Origin of the sequence: Mesorhizobium onobrychidis (assembly GCF_024707545.1) — a bacterium.
Lineage (GTDB): Bacteria > Pseudomonadota > Alphaproteobacteria > Rhizobiales > Rhizobiaceae > Mesorhizobium > Mesorhizobium onobrychidis.
The window spans coordinates 6,972,879-6,989,214 of the sequence record NZ_CP062229.1 but is presented as its reverse complement, the minus strand read 5'-3'; the positions used below and the strand labels follow the sequence as shown (position 1 = coordinate 6,989,214).

Annotated in this window: 14 protein-coding genes and 4 pseudogenes; 15 read left to right on the top strand and 3 right to left on the bottom strand. The window is 58.8% G+C overall.

Annotated elements, in window-relative coordinates:
• The first annotated feature begins 86 nt into the window (after positions 1-86).
• Complete coding sequence (locus IHQ72_RS34555; protein ID WP_258120245.1) at positions 87-1,100, top strand: 1-aminocyclopropane-1-carboxylate deaminase; 1,014 nt, start codon at positions 87-89, stop codon at positions 1,098-1,100.
• Between the two features lie 618 nt (positions 1,101-1,718).
• On the opposite strand, the gene IHQ72_RS34550 is transcribed toward IHQ72_RS34555, so the two are convergent.
• Entirely contained in the window at positions 1,719-3,521 is a 1,803-nt protein-coding gene (locus IHQ72_RS34550; protein WP_258120244.1) for an ABC transporter ATP-binding protein, read from the bottom strand.
• Between the two features lie 286 nt (positions 3,522-3,807).
• On the opposite strand from IHQ72_RS34550, the pseudogene IHQ72_RS34545 reads away from it, so the two are divergent.
• A pseudogene (locus IHQ72_RS34545) lies at positions 3,808-4,059 on the top strand (1-aminocyclopropane-1-carboxylate deaminase); the annotation flags it as partial.
• A 104-nt stretch (positions 4,060-4,163) separates the two neighbouring features.
• Here IHQ72_RS34545 and IHQ72_RS34540 read toward each other — a convergent pair.
• Positions 4,164-4,259 (bottom strand): annotated as a pseudogene (locus IHQ72_RS34540) (GDP-mannose 4,6-dehydratase); the annotation flags it as partial.
• Between the two features lie 815 nt (positions 4,260-5,074).
• Here IHQ72_RS34540 and IHQ72_RS34535 point away from each other — a divergent pair.
• From IHQ72_RS34535 to IHQ72_RS34475, 13 genes and pseudogenes are all read left to right on the top strand, one after another.
• Positions 5,075-6,379 carry a lysine N(6)-hydroxylase/L-ornithine N(5)-oxygenase family protein gene (locus tag IHQ72_RS34535; RefSeq protein ID WP_258124041.1) on the top strand — a complete coding sequence of 435 codons (1,305 nt, stop codon included), beginning with the start codon at positions 5,075-5,077 and terminating at the stop codon, positions 6,377-6,379.
• A gap of 201 nt (positions 6,380-6,580) precedes the next feature.
• Entirely contained in the window at positions 6,581-7,360 is a 780-nt protein-coding gene (locus IHQ72_RS34530; RefSeq protein WP_258120242.1) for a phytanoyl-CoA dioxygenase family protein, read from the top strand.
• Between the two features lie 334 nt (positions 7,361-7,694).
• Positions 7,695-8,339, top strand: a complete 645-nt coding sequence (locus tag IHQ72_RS34525) for a cupin domain-containing protein (RefSeq protein ID WP_258120240.1) — start codon at positions 7,695-7,697, stop codon at positions 8,337-8,339.
• A gap of 339 nt (positions 8,340-8,678) precedes the next feature.
• The gene (locus IHQ72_RS34520) at positions 8,679-9,302 is read left to right on the top strand and encodes a class I tRNA ligase family protein (RefSeq protein ID WP_258120239.1); all 624 of its coding nucleotides are present in this window, start codon (positions 8,679-8,681) and stop codon (positions 9,300-9,302) included.
• Complete coding sequence (locus tag IHQ72_RS34515) at positions 9,248-9,691, top strand: hypothetical protein (protein ID WP_258120238.1); 444 nt, start codon at positions 9,248-9,250, stop codon at positions 9,689-9,691. The genes IHQ72_RS34520 and IHQ72_RS34515 overlap by 55 nt, the downstream gene beginning before the upstream one ends.
• Positions 9,692-10,321: 630 nt before the next feature.
• Positions 10,322-10,597 (top strand): annotated as a pseudogene (locus tag IHQ72_RS34510) (ATP-binding protein); the annotation flags it as partial.
• Positions 10,598-11,539: 942 nt separating this feature from the next.
• On the top strand, positions 11,540-12,694 hold the full coding sequence (locus tag IHQ72_RS34505; protein WP_258120237.1) for a TlpA disulfide reductase family protein: 1,155 nt from the start codon (positions 11,540-11,542) through the stop codon (positions 12,692-12,694).
• Between the two features lie 358 nt (positions 12,695-13,052).
• Positions 13,053-13,502 (top strand): annotated as a pseudogene (locus tag IHQ72_RS34500) (DUF269 domain-containing protein).
• Positions 13,486-13,689, top strand: coding sequence for a CCE_0567 family metalloprotein (locus IHQ72_RS34495; protein ID WP_258120236.1), 204 nt, complete (start codon positions 13,486-13,488; stop codon positions 13,687-13,689). Before IHQ72_RS34500 ends, IHQ72_RS34495 begins: the two are co-directional and overlap by 17 nt.
• Complete coding sequence (gene fdxB, locus IHQ72_RS34490; protein ID WP_258120234.1) at positions 13,686-14,003, top strand: ferredoxin III, nif-specific; 318 nt, start codon at positions 13,686-13,688, stop codon at positions 14,001-14,003. The genes IHQ72_RS34495 and fdxB overlap by 4 nt, the downstream gene beginning before the upstream one ends.
• Before the next feature lie 92 nt (positions 14,004-14,095).
• Positions 14,096-14,299: an exopolysaccharide production repressor protein gene (locus tag IHQ72_RS34485; protein WP_309508983.1), complete on the top strand. Its 204-nt coding sequence runs from the start codon at positions 14,096-14,098 to the stop codon at positions 14,297-14,299.
• Between the two features lie 3 nt (positions 14,300-14,302).
• Complete coding sequence (locus tag IHQ72_RS34480) at positions 14,303-14,467, top strand: hypothetical protein (protein ID WP_258120233.1); 165 nt, start codon at positions 14,303-14,305, stop codon at positions 14,465-14,467.
• Between the two features lie 216 nt (positions 14,468-14,683).
• Entirely contained in the window at positions 14,684-15,697 is a 1,014-nt protein-coding gene (locus tag IHQ72_RS34475; RefSeq protein WP_258120232.1) for a 1-aminocyclopropane-1-carboxylate deaminase, read from the top strand.
• A gap of 183 nt (positions 15,698-15,880) precedes the next feature.
• Here the strand turns inward: IHQ72_RS34475 and IHQ72_RS34470 are convergent, their stop codons facing one another.
• On the bottom strand, positions 15,881-16,333 hold the full coding sequence (locus IHQ72_RS34470) for an asparagine synthase-related protein (protein WP_258120231.1): 453 nt from the start codon (positions 16,331-16,333) through the stop codon (positions 15,881-15,883).
• Positions 16,334-16,336 lie beyond the last annotated feature (3 nt).

Below are 16,336 nucleotides of genomic sequence, written 5' to 3'. Positions count from 1 at the left end.
GAAATGGGGCTGGCTTCAAGTCAATAAGCCCTTGGGCTCACCGGTTCGTAGCTGGTGCAGCCCAATCACCTCTTGCTGGAGAAAGCATGCTGGAAAAATTCGAACGCTATCCGCTCACCTTTGGGCCCACGCCCATCGAGAGGCTCGGCCGCCTCGGCCAGCATCTGGGCGACAAGGTAGAAATCTACGCCAAACGCGAGGACTGCAACTCCGGTCTCGCGTTTGGCGGAAACAAGCTGCGCAAGCTCGAATACATCATCCCCGATGCGATCGCGTCAGATGCCGATACGCTCGTCACCGTCGGCGGCGTGCAGTCCAACCACACTCGGATGGTCGCAGCGGTCGCCGCCAAGATCGGCATGAAATGTCTCCTGGTTCAGGAGAGCTGGGTCCCACATGCAGATGTTGTCTATGACCGGGTCGGCAACATTCTTCTGAGCCGCATCATGGGCGCAGAGGTGCGCCTGGTCGACGAGGGCTTTGACATCGGCATCCGCCATAGTTGGGAAAAGGCGCTTTATGAGGTCAAGGCAAGGGGCGGCAGACCTTATGCGATACCAGCCGGGGCGTCTGTTCACCCGTACGGCGGCCTCGGCTATGTCGGGTTCGCCGAGGAGGTGCGCGCCCAGGAGAAACAGCTTGGGTTTGCCTTCGACTACATTGTCGTTTGCGCTGTCACTGGTTCAACGCATGCCGGCATGATCGTCGGGTTTGCCTTGGACGGTCGACAGCGCAACGTGATCGGTGTCGATGCCTCTGCCACCCCCGCAAAGACAAAGGCGCAGGTGCTTAGCATTGCCCAACATACGGCGATGCTCGTCGAGCTCGGAACGGAACTCGTCGACGATGACGTGGTGTTGCTCGAGGACTACGCGTACCCGGGTTATGGCATTCCATCCGAGGAAACGAAGGAGGCGATCCGTCTATGCGCGCGGCTCGAGGGCATGATTACCGATCCCGTTTACGAGGGCAAATCGATGCAAGGGATGATCGATCTCGTCCAGAGGGGCTTCTTTCCACAGGGATCGAGGGTCCTCTACGCACATCTCGGCGGCGCGCCGGCGATCAACGGGTACGGCTACACCTTTCGCAACGGCTGACGTTCGGCAGACCACGATTCCGCCGTCCTGCCGTACCGGACGTGCATAACCTCGGTCAGCGCTGAGCCGGAGGCCGCGATCAATCTCGCGACGTCGATGATCTGCGGACTGTTCAGTCGCTCCGCAGAGGGCAGGCGATTCCCAATTCCTTCCTACGGTTGGCTGTAATCAAAGACACAAGGCCGGCGAGTTCGTGCTCCGCTGCCACTCGTGAGCAAGAGGATGGGATCCAATCCGCCGGAGCAAATGACGAGATCTGAGCGAAGGCTGCGGTCGGAGATTCCTGCGCTTCCAGACTCTGAGAGACAACATTGCGAACCGGAGGGAGTTTGATGCGTTGACGTACTGGGCAGGGTGGGGCCAGCGACAGGGTACCAGCCGGCCGGAAAGCACCGCCACCATTTCAATGTGCGCTGACTTCGATTCCTTTGGCTAGATGTGGGTAACGGCGGCAGGGAGGGCGCCGCGCATTTCCACACCCAAATGACCGCCGACATTGCCGCCGTTTTCCGGCCCCGCCGACCGCCGGCAGTCGCCACCCGCGCTTGTTCGGTAAGCGCTCACAGGCCACGCGCCTCTCCGGCAACGGGCCAGCGCATCGCGCAATCCGGTTGGCGCTCAGGCAAGGCCCTTCGCTAGTTCCAACGCCTGCCGTTCAAAGAGGCGGCGGTAAATGCCGCCATCGAGACCGATCAGCGCGGCATGATCGCCGTCCTCAATAATGCGGCCACGATCGAAGACGAGCAGCCGATCGAGCGCGCGGACCGTCGACAGCCGGTGTGCGATGACAAGCGTGGTCCGACCAACCATCAACCGATCCATTGCATTTTGAATGAGAACCTCGGATTCCGAATCGAGGCTCGATGTGGCCTCGTCCAGGATGAGGATCGGCGCATTCGCGAGGAAGGCGCGCGCGATCGCCACCCGCTGGCGCTCGCCGCCGGAGAGCTTCACGCCTCGTTCGCCGACCAATGTCCCATAGCCTTTCGGCAGGGGCGCGATGAATTCGTGCGCACTGGCCAGTCGTGCCGCTTGCTCGATGTCGGCCTGGCTCGCGCCAGGCCGGCCATAGGCAATGTTCTCGGCGAGCGACCTGTGAAACAGGATTGGCTCTTGCTGCACGATTGCGATCTGCGAACGAAGCGACTCTTGCGTCACCTCGGAGACGTCCTGGCCGTCTATCAGGATCCGGCCGCCGCTCAGGTCATAGAGTCTCTGGATGAGCTTCACGAATGTTGTCTTGCCGGAACCGGAGGGACCAACCAACCCGACCCTTTCGCCAGCCTCAATCGACAGCGAACATTCGCTATAGAGCGGCAGAGGATGGTTGCCGTAGCGGAAATGGACGTTCTCGAAATCGATGCGGCCCTTCGTGATCCGGATCGGCTTGGCCTCTGGACTGTCAGCAACCCCGAGCGGCTGGTTGTGGATGGCAACCAGTTCTTCCATATCATTAACCGAGCGCTGCACGTTCCGGACATGCATGCCGGCATCACGCAGATAGCCCTGTAGGATGATGAAGGACGTGACAACATATGCTATCTCGCCCGGCGTTGCCTGTCCGTGAGTCCACAGAAGCAGGGCATATCCGATCACCGCCACCCTGAGCGCAACCAAAGTGACGCCTTGGGTTGAGCCGATGATCGTTCCGCGCACCCAACTCCGGCGCGTGCGGTGCCGCCATTTGGTCATGATATTTGCGAGCCGCTCGTCTTCGCGGACCTCCGCGCCGAAGCCTTTGACCACAGCGTTGCAGCTAACCGCATCCGCAAGCGCGCCGCCGAGCCTTGTGTCCCATCTTTTAGCAAGGCTCGCCGCCGGCGCGACATAGCTGAGCGCCAGCGAAATCGAAAATGCAAGGTAGATGAGGGAGCCGTAAGCAAAGATCACGCCCATGATCAGCCAGTGCCAGCCGAGCACTGCCGTCGAACCTATAAGAATGATAAAGGACGGAAACAGCGCGAGTAGTATAGTGCTGTTTAGGAGGTCCAGCGCCCACATGCCGCGCGTTATCTTGCGCACTGTCGAGCCGGCGAAGGTGTTCGCATGCCAGTCTGTCGAAAAGCGCTGGACATGATGGAACGCTTCGTTCGCGACATCGGACATCATCTTCAGCAAAAGGTCGGTAATGCCAATGAAGGCGATGTGGCGCATGGCGATGGCAGCGAGCGCTAGCGCAATCGGTACAGAGAAGGCTGCAAGGGCCGAATCCCAAGTTGGTGCTGCCACAGCAGCGCCAGCTGCAACAGCATCGATGAGACGGCCCGAATAGATCGGCATCAGCACGTCAGCCAGCGTGGAGGCGAGCATTGCGGCCATGATGATCGCGAGCCGGGCCGGCTGCCTGTGCCAGTGGTGCACAGTGAAGGCGAGAACACCACGAGAAGTGGCGCCGCGCTGATGGACGGGGAAACGGTTCATTGTTTTAAAGCGGGCGCATCAACACGCTCCGTCCTAAGGAAGTTAAATGACAAAACTGGAATTTTCGACATCACCCACCACAATAAGATCGGTGGGCAGCCCCTGCTGCCCCTCAAACGGTCAGCATCAAAAGTTGTGCCAACTACAAAAAGGGCTCAAAACTTCTGCCTGTTGCTCAACGCGTTGAGAGTCCGGCAGGCCAAGGACAATTGTCACGGACTCGACAACCGGCGGTGGATGGAGGCAAATGCGGACATTGACGACAGGATCTAAGGGGCTTCTCGGCAACGGCAATCTTGCATTCGGCGAAAACAAGCGGCGTAAGCTCAATACGCCATTCCTGACGCGACCACGTCAGATGTCGACACACTTGTCTCCATCGCGGACTGGCAGTCCAAACTGTATGATCGCGACGGTTGCCGCCAAGATCGGCATGAGATGTCGTCTACTTCAGGAGAGCTGGGTCCGCATGAGGATGCAGACTACGACCGGGTCGGCGACATTTTCTCTTGAGCGGATCATGGGAGCAGAGGTACGGCCCGAAACAAACGTTTGTCTATTTGGATCAGTGCCAGGTTGTTCCTGCGTTCGCGGCCCACCTTCAACGCCTTCGCCTTCCCGGAATATCTCCTTCCCGAACCTCCTGACGGCAGCCTCGACAAAGCTGCGGACCGAATGCGTCTCGCCGGTCGCGAGGGCAAAATCGTCAGGCTCGTGATGCTGCAGGATGGGCCACATACATGCCCCCGACATAGCTGTGTGACCATCTTTAGTGCTGCGCCTCGAGTGAGTGAAGAAGGCATCCGAATCTCGCCTCGATCTTTCGCAAGACGGGAGAGACCTCCTGGAGGCCGCGCCTTCCGAAGGCGTCTTTTTCAGATTCGCGCTTCGAGGAGGTGGCAAGAGCCGTTTCCGCGCCACAGTCCGTAAACTTGGGTTGCCGGCGTCCCTAATTTCCGGTGCGGAGCTGGCCTATTAGCCCTAGCGGCAAGATGACAGCGACGTTGTAAATCGGCCGCCGGCGGAAGGTTCCCCTCAATGTCGGATAACCGACGGGATCACAAACCAGCTACCCATTGCTTTCATGATAATTTCCTTCTGGCACGTTCGATGCAGAGAATCTTCCGAACACATCAGCGGATGTCCTCTTATGATTAGGCTCACGGAAAAATGCTGTACCGCATTCGAGATCGCGTCCTCGCTGATCCCCAAGCCGGTCAAAGGTCCGCGCATCATGTCGAAGGCGGGCGACTGCGCCCGATTAAAACACGGAATAAGGTTCGAAAGCATCTCGCTGACCGAGACGCGATCATCATCGAAGCGAGAGGAGCTACGTCGATCCCGCCCACGCCCCACAACTCGCCGGCATCAGTGTCGATCTCATCACTTGGCTGGGATCCATGGGCTTCACAGCCGACCACACGAAAGCGGGGAGAAAATCAAGCAAATCCAGCGGCACCGCAGTCGAGAATGCCCGCGTGGAGCGTGAAGCCGATAGCCAATATTCCCCGCGAAGATCGCCTAATTGGGAAGCACCTATAGGAGAAAGGCAAGTGGAACTCTCTTGCGTTGGAGTGGGTGCTGGGCCTTCCAATTTGAGCCTGGCGTGTCAGATACACGAGCAAATTGGGCAAGGGGCACTGTTCTTGGATCGGCAAGTCGACTTCCGCTGGCACCCAGGCAGCGCATTCGATTCCTCGGAGCTCCAGGTCAGCCACTTCAAGGATCTGGTCATGCTGGTGAATCCGCGATCAGCCTACACTTTCGTAAACTACCTGCACGAGAACGGGCGTCTGTACCACTTCCTGAATGCACAGTTCGAGGCTGTGCTCAGAACTGAGTTCGAGCAATACCTGAACTGGACCTTCCAAAGGAATCCGCTCGTCCGCGGCGGCGAGACGGTGCGCGAAATCCGCTTTGACGGCGAGTTTCGGGTTCGCACCGATAACGCGGTTCTCGGCGCCAGGAACGTCGCGGTCGGCATTGGCAAGCAGGCGCATATTCCGCCTCAGTTTCAGGGCTGGACTGGACGCAACCTGTTCCACTCATCTGAATTACTGCACATTTGTCCGGAGGTGCACAAAAAGCATGTCTGCGTGGTCGGCGGGGGACAGTCCGGAGCCGAAGTGCTGTTGCACCTTGTTGGCCGGACGAAAGAACGGCGGCCTCGATCGATCACTTGGGTTTCGCAGCGCGAAAACTACCTGCCCATCGACAACAGCCCGTTCACAAACGAGTTGTTCATGCCCTGCTTTTCGGATCGTTTCGCGGCAATGAGCGAGTCGCAGCGCAAGCTGTTCCTGCGGCGCTTCATGCTTGCTTCGGACGGCATTTCGGAAAGCACATTGCGCGCGATCTATCAGGCGCTATACCGCCACGCGTTTCTAGAGCCAAACCGATGCGAAATCACACTGCGGCCGGGCTGCACTGTCTCGCACTGCATCAACGCCGGCGCGGGCCACAGACTCACCCTGCAGCACGGCATGGAGGAGATCGAAGAAGTCACGGCCGACATCGTCATCCTGGCCACCGGTTACGAGAACGCGGTGCCAGGCTTCTTGGAACCGATGGCGGACCGGCTGGAAAAGATCGACAACGAATTGGCTATTCGCGAAGATTTTTCGGTGTGCTGGGACGGACCGCATGACAGACGCATCTTCGTACAGAACGCGAGCCTAGGACAACGTGGGCTGGCTGATCCGAATCTAAGCCTGCTGGCCTGGCGAGCGCGTCGCATCCTCGACAGTCTTCTGGGGCGCGCGCCGCGCGCCAACCCCGAGCATCCCGGCTTCATCAGCCCTACCTCTGTCGAGAGCTGGTCCGACACCGTCGCAGAAGAAATGGGCAGCGGGATATGACCGGCCGACTGCTGATTATTGGCGGTGGCATCCAAGGAATGATTCCGCCTTCACTGCAGCGGAGGCTGGAGAGCGAGACGCACTTAGCGTCGTCCGATATGCCGTGGAGTACTTTTTCCGTCGACCAACAACCTGACCAGCGCCCGATTGCCCTAACCGGAATGTTCGACCAACCAGTCTTTCCAACAGGAGGCTTTTCGCATGTTGACTGATGCACAAAGAGAAAAGTGGCAGAAAGACGGATATGTCAGGCTCGAAAGGTTCTTCGATCCCGCAGCTCTGGAACATATCTCCAGCTTTGTTGAAGATGTATCACGCTGGGATGTCAGCGATGATAAATGGCTCATGTGGTTCGAGAAAACGACGGACAATCGAAAGATCACCTCTAAGGTCGAGAATTTTCTGGACTTCCATGATCCATTGCGTCGTTTGCTCCTAGAAGATCGGCGCATACAGTCTGCGGTCGAGGACTTGCTTGGCGAAGATTCGCGCAGGCTCAAGGAGTTGCTGATTTTCCACTATCCCGACAGCGGCGGCTATCGCCCGCATCAGGACATTTACCACATTCCACACAGACTGCCCGAGCGGATGGTCCATGCGGTCGTTGCGATTGGCATTGACGACTCCGACCCGGACAACGGCGGGCTTTTCTTCAGCCCCGGCAACCACAAGAAGGGGGTCTTTCCCATGGATGCTGGCGGGGTGATCGATCCTGAAGTCGCCGAAATGTTTTCCTGGGAACCCGTAGTATGGAAGGCGGGCGACATCTTCATCTTCGACGATTATGCACCGCATTACTCACTACCGAACAAAAGCAATCGTTCGCGGCGGACACTCTACTTGGTGTTTCAGCGTGCTTCAACCGGTGGACCGATCCGCGCTGAATATAACGTGCTTAAGCGCGCCCTCAACCCGCCCGAGGGCAAAGTGGCCTTTCTCGACAAACTCAAGCCCCCAAACGGCATTTTTTATCGAGATTGAGCTCACACGGTGCGAACGAGGCATGCACACGAAACTGATCGAGCGCTAAAAAAATGCGGAGAGGGGGCATGGGGTTCTGATTGCCGGCTTTTTGAGCATCATCCGTAGCCCGTTTACGACGCTTCGGCATGTCGATTGTGCGGTGGTCGCCGGGCGGTCTTCTGTGACGCCTACAGCGCTACTGGCGCACCCGTTGTCGCCCGCCTGGGGCCAGAGCCAGTTTATTCAGGCGGGGGCCGCAACGGGTTGGGCTACCGGCTCTCTCCGCAACGTGCACAAGAGGCTGTTGTGTTAGCAGCCGAAGGTCCCACTTCTTCAACAGCTTGGGTTGGTCATGCGCAAATCCACGTTTTCTCGAACGGAGTTGTCGCGGGCGTTCGGCATCGACATGGCCACGCTCGGAACGGGAAGCGCTGGCACGGGGTTTTCATTCGGAAAGGTTGGACCAGGCGTCACATCCGAGCCCCATCGGCACGACGAAATCGAGGCCTTCGTGGTCCTGTCTGGCGTGGGCAAGGTCACGACCGACCTTGGGGAAATCTCGGTCAAAGCCGGCGACGTCGTTCTGTTTCATCCTTTTGAAGCGCATGTGCTGCGCAACGATGGGGACGAAGATCTAAATTTCGTCGATGTCTACTGGCGTGAAGGCAAGGCCGCCCTCGATGCCGCTGCGAAGGTCGCGACTCCGCGCCGGCCGATCTTCGTCTTTTCCACGCCACCGACGCCTAATGGCGATCTGCATTTAGGGCATCTTTCTGGCCCTTATTTTGGCGCCGATGTCTACACACGTTTCCTGCGCATGAAAGGGGCCGAAGCCTATCACCTGACTGGAAGCGACGATTACCAGAGCTACGTCGCCACGCGTGCCGACGCCGATCAATCGACGCCCTCAAAGGGCAAGCGTGGTGCGAATCTCTTCCGCGTAGTGGCGGGTAGGAAGCTGTGGACCTCGCAGTCAAGAAGTGACGTTGGGCGATAACGGTTATGCAGAGTTTCAGGCCGCGTGTTTCCGTAGTCTTCTGAGCAGCACGGCGGTAGCTCTGCGCCAGAGCCCTGCGCTCTTCGATGCTGTGACGGGCGACTACCTTTACGAACCGGATGTAAGCGGCCTCTGCCCCGATTGCGGCGGCTTCACTAGCGGCAACATCTGTGAGGAATGCGGCTCGCCGAACCTATGTCACGACTTGCGTGCAGCCCGGGCACGTCAATCGGCCGAGGCGCCGGTGGTCGGCTCCGTGGTACGTGCCGAACTTGCGCTGGAACGATGCTACGATAATATCGACTGGCATTAAGGGCGTCGGGAGCCCCCGTTCGGATCATGGACCTGTTCGCGCGTGTACGCCAACGCGGCGACTTCTCCGTGCCCATTACCCGCCCCTCGGACTGGGGCCTGCCGGCGGAAGGGCTCCCAGGGCAGGTAATCTGGGTTTGGCCGGAGATGGCCTTCGGTTTTCTTTACAAGATCCAGGCGCTAGCTCGCTTGCTAGGTCGCGATTGGAACGCGGCAATGCCCAGCAATGATTGGCAGATTGTCCATTTCTTCGGTTTCGACAACTCCTTCTACCACGCGCTACTATACCCCGCTCTTTATACCGAGGTGTTCTCCCACTGGACGCCGCGCATTCGCTATCATGTGAACGAGTTCTACCTGCTCGACGGCCAGAAGTTCTCAACCAGCCGCGGCTATGCGGTCTGGGGCAAGGAGGTTCTGGGCCCAAAGACAGTCGACATCGTCCGTCTCCATTTGGGCCTGACACGCCCGGAAGGTGAACGGACGAACTTCACGCTGGACGCGCTACGCCGCACCGAGAACGAGATATTCCAAAGGATCTGGCTGAGTTGGCTGGATCGGCTGGACCAGGAAATCAAGCAAGACTTTGGTGGCGCGTGCCCGACGCAGGCGACTGGGCTCCGGCCGACCGCGCCTTCTTTGCTCGGATAGAGATCCATCGCGCGGCGATCGAACGCGCCTATTCGGATGACGGCTTCTCGGTCCGGCGCGCGGCCGCGCAGGCATGCGATTTCGTGCGCGATTGCATGATCTACCGTCAGGCGCAAGACTATGCAGCGGCGCGACGTCTCTATCCCGCCCGCACCCGGACTTCGCTCGCGCTTCAGGCTACGGCCGCTGCGATCCTGGTGCAGACCCTCCCACCGCTGATGCTCCGATTTGCCAGCACGCTGGCGCGAGGCATCGATGGCCTCTCAACCGAAACATGGCCCACGTCCGTCCGGCGCCTTGCGCCGGGGACGATCTTTGATCTCGGACCTGTGCTAGGGTTCTACGACAGATCCGACAATTCTGTTCTCAATCACCAGAAATCGATATGAGGACACCTGGCATCCGGGTTGTGAGCTATGTCTACGAGGCTAGCAAAACCACCATACGCGGCGGCGGCCGCGCTTCTGGACAGCTTTGACCTAGGCGACAAGGTTCACGCCCGCTCTGGTGATGACTGGGGCAAGGCGTGGCTTTTCGGAAACGTCGGAAATCTATGGTGCGTTTCCGCTTTCGCCTGATCCCTATGTCGTGGCCGACCTCCATCTGTCCGATACCCGCAACCGGTTCAAGGAGCGGAAAGTAAGCTCCGTGAGCGATGATGCGAGCCCTTGCTCGCGCGCGAAGGAATAATGGATACTTATGCCCGGGCGAGAGTTGCTTGCTTTGCTCAGCTGAACCTTTAACCGGAGGATCTGTGAGTCCTCAAACCGGACAAGCTCATTCAGCGGACTGGCCGGACGCCCAGGCGGCAGCTGAGACAATCGCGTCGGATGGAGACGCAGGCCCTGCGCAGTGCGAGCCGCTAGGTTCGGCGAGATCACGTCGGCAGACGGAGCAAAGCTCTCCACAAAGCACCCGTCTTTGGCATGAGGAAAGCAGTTGATCGCTCCCCCGCAAGGAGGAGTGCCGGATCGAGATGGCCAGCATGATCGCCCACTTTCCCACCGTACGCGATCTTATTGCCGTTCGATCCCAACGCGGCGCACCTGTTCTTCCAGCTCGTCTCCAGACGTTACGAGCGCGGCAGTCTGCTCATCACCTCGAACCGGTCCGTCGGCGAATGGGGCGAGGTGTTCGGCGATCCGGTCGTGGCCACAGCCATCCTCGACCGGTTGCTCCATCACAGCCATGTCATCACCGTTCGCGGCGACAGCTACCGCCTGCGCGAGAAGCGCCGTGCCGGTATCTTCAACTCAGCCAACCTCAACCTGGAGAAGGCTCATGACGCACGATAGCCGACAGATTTGCGCCCCGGCGTGCCGGCACCTGGAGGCCCACAGGTACCTCCCGCGCTCCGCTCCGCCAGCCGCGTGGAGGCGCTCCGCTACGCGCGGGTCCCTCCTGTGGACTCCGGCACCGAGCCACACTCCATCAACCAGGGGGGCAGTTTTAAGTGTCGCCGAGGGATCACTTCCGGATGTCGCTTGATACGCATGGCGCCGGGCGAGATCCAGGGACTCCTCGACGGCAATAGCAGGGAAAAGCAGGCTGGGCCGCATCATCATCGTCGGGCTTACCCCTCATGGCGACGGCGGCATCCGCTTCGCCCACGAGCGGAGCAGATGCTAAGCCGAGCACCGCAGTGGTGGAACCTGCATTGCTTCGTAAGCTAAGGTCTGTGGCGAAAAATCGGATCGCGAATGCTGGTTCTGCGTTCAGCGAAACAGCATACGCAGTATCCGGCTCGCACCCGACGCGCTGGGCTAATCAACTCGGGTCTGGGAGAAAAGATCAGCCATGGCCGAGGGAGGCATTCGGTGCACGCGGGAACCCAGTCGTCCGCGCACTTCGAGGGCGCCGAAGTGCTGCTGCTCGATGAGCCGGTGCCAATCTCACCACAGGCAAGACGGCCAAGCTGTTCGCTGTCCTAAGCGACTGACGCATGAGCGATGCGTGTCCACAACTCAACAGCGGCAGAAAACATGTCAGATTCACGACAAACCGGCCGTGTAGGTGCCGTAGAGTTTTTCCCAAGCCTAACCATACAGTTACTGCGCGCGCCAGCGCGCTGGCACGGCCTTTGCTAGTTGAGATGCGGCAATAAAGATGAGGGCTGACCGCATTTCGAACGGGCAAGACGAACGATGGTCTTCCTAACCGGTGCATTCCGTCTCTGAGAGAAGAACCAGCTCCGCATTATCGGCAGGAAAGATGTGGGAATAGCTTTGGAGAACAACATGGTGTTGCGTATGGAGTCCCCGGCTCCTCCGATCAAAGTGGACGACTGGCTGCGTGGCGAGCCCCTCGCCAACTTTCAGCCCGGCAAGGTGTACCTTGTTGAATCTTGGGCGACTTGGTGCGGACCCTGTGTGGCTGCCATGCCGCATTTGGTGGAAGTGAAAGAGAAATATAAAGACCGCGGATTTGAGGTCGTCGGAGTCGCAGCTAGCGAACAGGCTCCAACCGCGGACGAGGCGCGGACCAAGTTGGATGCGTGGCTGACCGAGAGGTTCCCGAATCTGAATTATCGGATCGCGTTCGATTCCACCGGCGAAATGAACAGACTATGGATGGAAGCCAGTTCTTCTCTCGGGATTCCCGCCACGTTCGTCGTTGATCGCGACGGCCACATCGCTTTCATCGGACACCCGTCGGAACTCGATGACATTCTACCGAATGTTCTGAACGGAAGCTGGCGCAGCAGCGATGATGCCAAAGCGGCCGATATCGGCCGGATCGCTAGTAACCAACGCACAGCGCGCGAACTATCGGTGACCAAACCGATATATGCCAAACTTCAGCCGGCGATGCAGGCCGAGGATTGGACGGCAGCACTCTTGGCCATCGAAGAAGGCCTCGCGTTGATGCCGGATTATATCGGGTTCCGGGAGACTCATGTGGATCTACTCCTTCACAAGCTGCGCGACATGCAGACCGGCTTGCCAGCCCTGCGACAGTTAGTTGAGGACGCGATCGACAAAAAGTTCGAGGCCGTGTCTTGGATGGTCATGGCCCTGAACCAACTCTTCGATCCCGCGATGGACAACTCCCATCTCCCGCGTGCTGAGCGCATCGCAATGGGCGACAAGCTCTCGGAACAGATCCTGACACTGAACCCTCCGCAAGGCGACGGACCCCTTAAATTCCGTTGGTACGTCCCGGTCGCTCAATATTATTACGAGAGCGGCAACAAAGATCGCGCGATCGAGTTGATCGAGGTGGCACTGAAGTCTCTGGGTGGTCCGGAGACGATGCCGGACCACATCAAACAGTACTACCTTACCCCATTGCTCCAAGCTCTGGCCAACTACACGGGTGAGAACGCCTGCTACGCGCGGCTTTGCGTGGTTCCGCAAAACAAGGCTCCTGAAAATCAAAGCGCAATCGCATGATGAGCAAAGATCGCAAAGGGATCACATGTGGAATGGAACCCTGGTCAATTCGCCAGTTCTGCGGCGTGCCCGCTGTAAGTGTGTCCATGCAGCACAGGGTGGATCGTTCGCTGCAGGTCAAGGCTCGGGCCTCAGTGACCTTCAACCGGATCGCCGCGGGCGCAATACTCGACGCGAATTTGGCCCGTCGTGGAAGACGTCACAGTCCAGGACTTGCTCAAGGTCGGCCAAAAGGACGGCATTTACGTGGAAACGGCCCGGCCAAGCCGGACGTCGGCTGCGCAAGCGGACCAGACGTCCGCGTTCCGAAAGCAGAAATCGTCTTTCGAGGACGAGCACTGAAATTGAGGAAAACGAAATGTCTCACACCGCGCTTAGCCCTACTGTCAACGAGGGGCAAGCGGCCCTGGCCACCCTTTAGTAGAATGCCTTGTGCGGCTGGTTCGTGCTCAGGACTTCCACGGCTCATGCCACGGGAAATCGGACACCGAGCTGCTGGCCGACCTCATCAACACCAAGGAGCTGCGCCGGAAAATCCGATCGTTGGCGATCCGGATCCGAACGCGCTGTGGAGGCTCGACATGTTTTTACTTCGGAGCGGGCTCGCGATCGAGGAGCGGCGCCACGGGCGCGTGCTTTTTACGGTCGGCAGTGGTCGTTCTGTCGAGACGTCCACCGGTTCGGCTTCGAGACTTTCCGGAAACTCGCAGATGCCGGTACGAAACTGGTCGACGATGCGACTGCAGTTATAGCCGACGTGGCGCGGAAGAAACGGATTTCGAGGGAGGATTATGTCAAACCTGGATGAGATGGTGAAGAAAGTCCGAAAGCTGCAGCTGCGCGCGGCAATTGCTAAAACGAACTTGCGCGACCTTGCTGAGGGTCTCCCGGTCAAATGGACTGACATAGAGGAGGTCGCCGAGAAAACGCACGCCGTTTATGCCGAGTTGGATGGTGCCAGGAGAGAGCTCGCTAGAATGAAGAAATTAGGATGACGAGCACATTAATCAGCCGCGACGGCTCCACATGGGTGCCGGAATATCTGACCGCTATAGATGGCAAGATCTGTATCGGCTGCGGCCGCTGTTTCAAGGTCTGCTCGCGCGAGGTCATGCATCTTTACGGCGTCGATGACGCTGGTGAAATCCTCGGCGCCTGCGACGGCGGTGACGGCGACTTCGATGGTGAGCTCAATCGCATGATCATGGTCGTCGACCATGCCGGCCGATGCATTGGTTGCGGAGCCTGCGGGCGCGTCTGCCCTAAGAACTGCCAGACCCATGTCGCGGCCGACCAGATCGCAGCATGAGCAGCAGGATTTAACGAGACGAGACCAGGAGAACGGCGTTGCGCTTCATAGTGTTTTGTCGGCTCTTAGGGCTGGTCTTTTGCGGCAACGCTATGATTGTTTACTTCGCTTCCCATTCGATCCCTCTGGCGATCGTTACTACGATGGCCTGCTCGTTGCTGCTCCAGGTGGTGTATTTCGCAAGCGTGCTCTTTCTGCTCTGGCGGTCCAGCTGTGCTTGTCGAGCAGATGAAAGGGCGGAGCATTTCGGTAGGGCAGGGAAGTTGGATAGCAGCCAACAGATGTTCATGAGGTGACCAATGAACGATGTGCCTCAGCTATTCGGATGGGCGGTATTTATCGCCGCTCCGTTGTGGCGAATTGAGAAATTCGAACTTAGATTCAGGCCACTTCGGATCAACCTGGACATCGAGCTGACCGTTCAAGAATTGGTGCGCTTGAAGCGGGCAGAGGCGCATCCTTGACCGTCCAAAGGCGGGAGGCGAGCGTTCGAGTTGCCTAGACATATAGGCAAAGTCGCAGCACGCCGGCATGCGGGTTGCTTCGTCTCGATCGAACGAGACGCTGGCAATGATGATGAGGCTCTTCTGCACCGCCTCAGATGCCGCTGGCTTGAACCAAACACGCTCATGACTGAGGCCGAAGCTGGTTCAGCTTAATTACCTTTTGCTGGAGAAAACATGCTGGAAAGGTTCGAACGCTATCCGCTCACCTTTGGACCAACGCCCATCGAGAAGCTCGACCGCCTCAGCAAGCATCTGGGGAGCAAGGTGGAAATCTACGCCAAGCGCGAGGACTGCAACTCTGGTCTCGCATTCGGCGGAAACAAGCTGCGCAAGCTCGAATACATCATCCCCGATGCGATCGCGTCAGATGCCGATACGCTCGTCACCGTCGGCGGCGTGCAGTCCAACCACACCCGGATGGTCGCAGCGGTCGCTGCCAAGATCGGCATGAAATGTCTGCTGGTTCAGGAGGGCTGGGTACCACACGAGGATGTCGTCTACGACCGGGTCGGCAACATTCTTTTAAGCCGCATCATGGGAGCAGAGGTGCACTTGGTCGACGAGGGCTTTGACATCGGTATCCGCCGCAGCTGGGAAAAAGCGCTTTATGAGGTGAAGGCAAGGGGCGGCAGACCTTATCCGATACCAGCCGGCGCATCCGTTCACCCGTACGGCGGCCTCGGCTATGTCGGGTTCGCCGAGGAGGTGCGCGCCCAGGAACAACAGCTTGGGTTTGCTTTCGACTACATCGTCGTTTGCACGGTCACTGGGTCAACACATGCCGGCATGCTCGTCGGGTTTGCTAAGGACGGTCGACAGCGCAAGGTGGTCGGTATCGATGCCTCTGCTACCCCCGCCCAGACCAGAGCGCAGGTCCTTGGCATTGCCCAACATACAGCGGCGCTCATCGAGCTCGGAACGGAACTCGTCCAGGATGACGTCGTGTTGCTCGAGGACTACGCGGGCCCGTGTTATGGCATTCCATCCGAGGAAACCAAGGAGGCCATCCGCCTGTGTGCGCGGCTTGAAGGGATGATTACGGATCCCGTATACGAGGGCAAGTCAATGCAAGGGATGATTGATCTCATTCAGAAAGGCTTCCTTCCGGCCGGGTCGAGGGTGCTGTACGCGCATCTCGGCGGCGGGCCCGCGATCAACGGTTATGGCTACACCTTCCGCAACGGCTGAGGCTCGACAATCTTAAGGGCGAAGTCTTTGTTTTTATTAGCATATCGCACTTGGAAGTTATTCCTTTCCAGCATGCTGATAATTAAGTGCCACCCGATATCAGGCCCGCCGCCTCCTGGCCATGGAGCCCAACGCCGTTCGGACGCCGGACCCCCTTGCTATCCTTTTGCGTGTTCTGTCGTCTCAGATGGTGAAGCTCACGTTGTAATCGGTCAGGAAATCCTGCAGGGTCAGGATTTGCTCTACCCCCCTGAGGTTGTCGGTCGCATCGAGCAACGCGCGGGACCTGTCGACGGACAACAGCGGTGCCACTGCCGCATTGCGGTCATTCAGCAGCGTGGTGAACTGCGTGCGCAGCATTCTATCATAGGTGGCATCCTGGATAGCCGGATACCCGCTCTTCACTCGCTGCACCACCGACTGCGGGAGCAGGTCCGCGCTGGCGGCCCGCAGCAGGCTCTTCTCGCGCCCATCGAAAGTCTTGTGGGCCCATGGGGTGCCGAACACGTACTCGACGAGGCGGTGGTCGCAGAAAGGGACCCGCACCTCGAGACCCAAAGCCATGCTCATCCGGTCCTTGCGGTCGAGCAGCGTCGGCAGGAAACGCGTGAGGACGAGGTAACAGATCTCGCGCATGCG

Coding starts and splice junctions, on each gene's coding strand:
- IHQ72_RS34480 (WP_258120233.1), top strand. CDS start 14,303: ATGAACGATGTGCCTCAGCTATTCGGATGGGCGGTATTTATCGCCGCT.
- IHQ72_RS34470 (WP_258120231.1), bottom strand. CDS start 16,333: ATGCGCGAGATCTGTTACCTCGTCCTCACGCGTTTCCTGCCGACGCTG.
- IHQ72_RS34520 (WP_258120239.1), top strand. CDS start 8,679: ATGGACCTGTTCGCGCGTGTACGCCAACGCGGCGACTTCTCCGTGCCC.
- IHQ72_RS34475 (WP_258120232.1), top strand. CDS start 14,684: ATGCTGGAAAGGTTCGAACGCTATCCGCTCACCTTTGGACCAACGCCC.
- IHQ72_RS34530 (WP_258120242.1), top strand. CDS start 6,581: ATGTTGACTGATGCACAAAGAGAAAAGTGGCAGAAAGACGGATATGTC.
- IHQ72_RS34550 (WP_258120244.1), bottom strand. CDS start 3,521: ATGAACCGTTTCCCCGTCCATCAGCGCGGCGCCACTTCTCGTGGTGTT.
- IHQ72_RS34525 (WP_258120240.1), top strand. CDS start 7,695: ATGCGCAAATCCACGTTTTCTCGAACGGAGTTGTCGCGGGCGTTCGGC.
- IHQ72_RS34555 (WP_258120245.1), top strand. CDS start 87: ATGCTGGAAAAATTCGAACGCTATCCGCTCACCTTTGGGCCCACGCCC.
- IHQ72_RS34485 (WP_309508983.1), top strand. CDS start 14,096: ATGATTGTTTACTTCGCTTCCCATTCGATCCCTCTGGCGATCGTTACT.
- IHQ72_RS34505 (WP_258120237.1), top strand. CDS start 11,540: ATGGTGTTGCGTATGGAGTCCCCGGCTCCTCCGATCAAAGTGGACGAC.
- IHQ72_RS34495 (WP_258120236.1), top strand. CDS start 13,486: ATGTCAAACCTGGATGAGATGGTGAAGAAAGTCCGAAAGCTGCAGCTG.
- fdxB (WP_258120234.1), top strand. CDS start 13,686: ATGACGAGCACATTAATCAGCCGCGACGGCTCCACATGGGTGCCGGAA.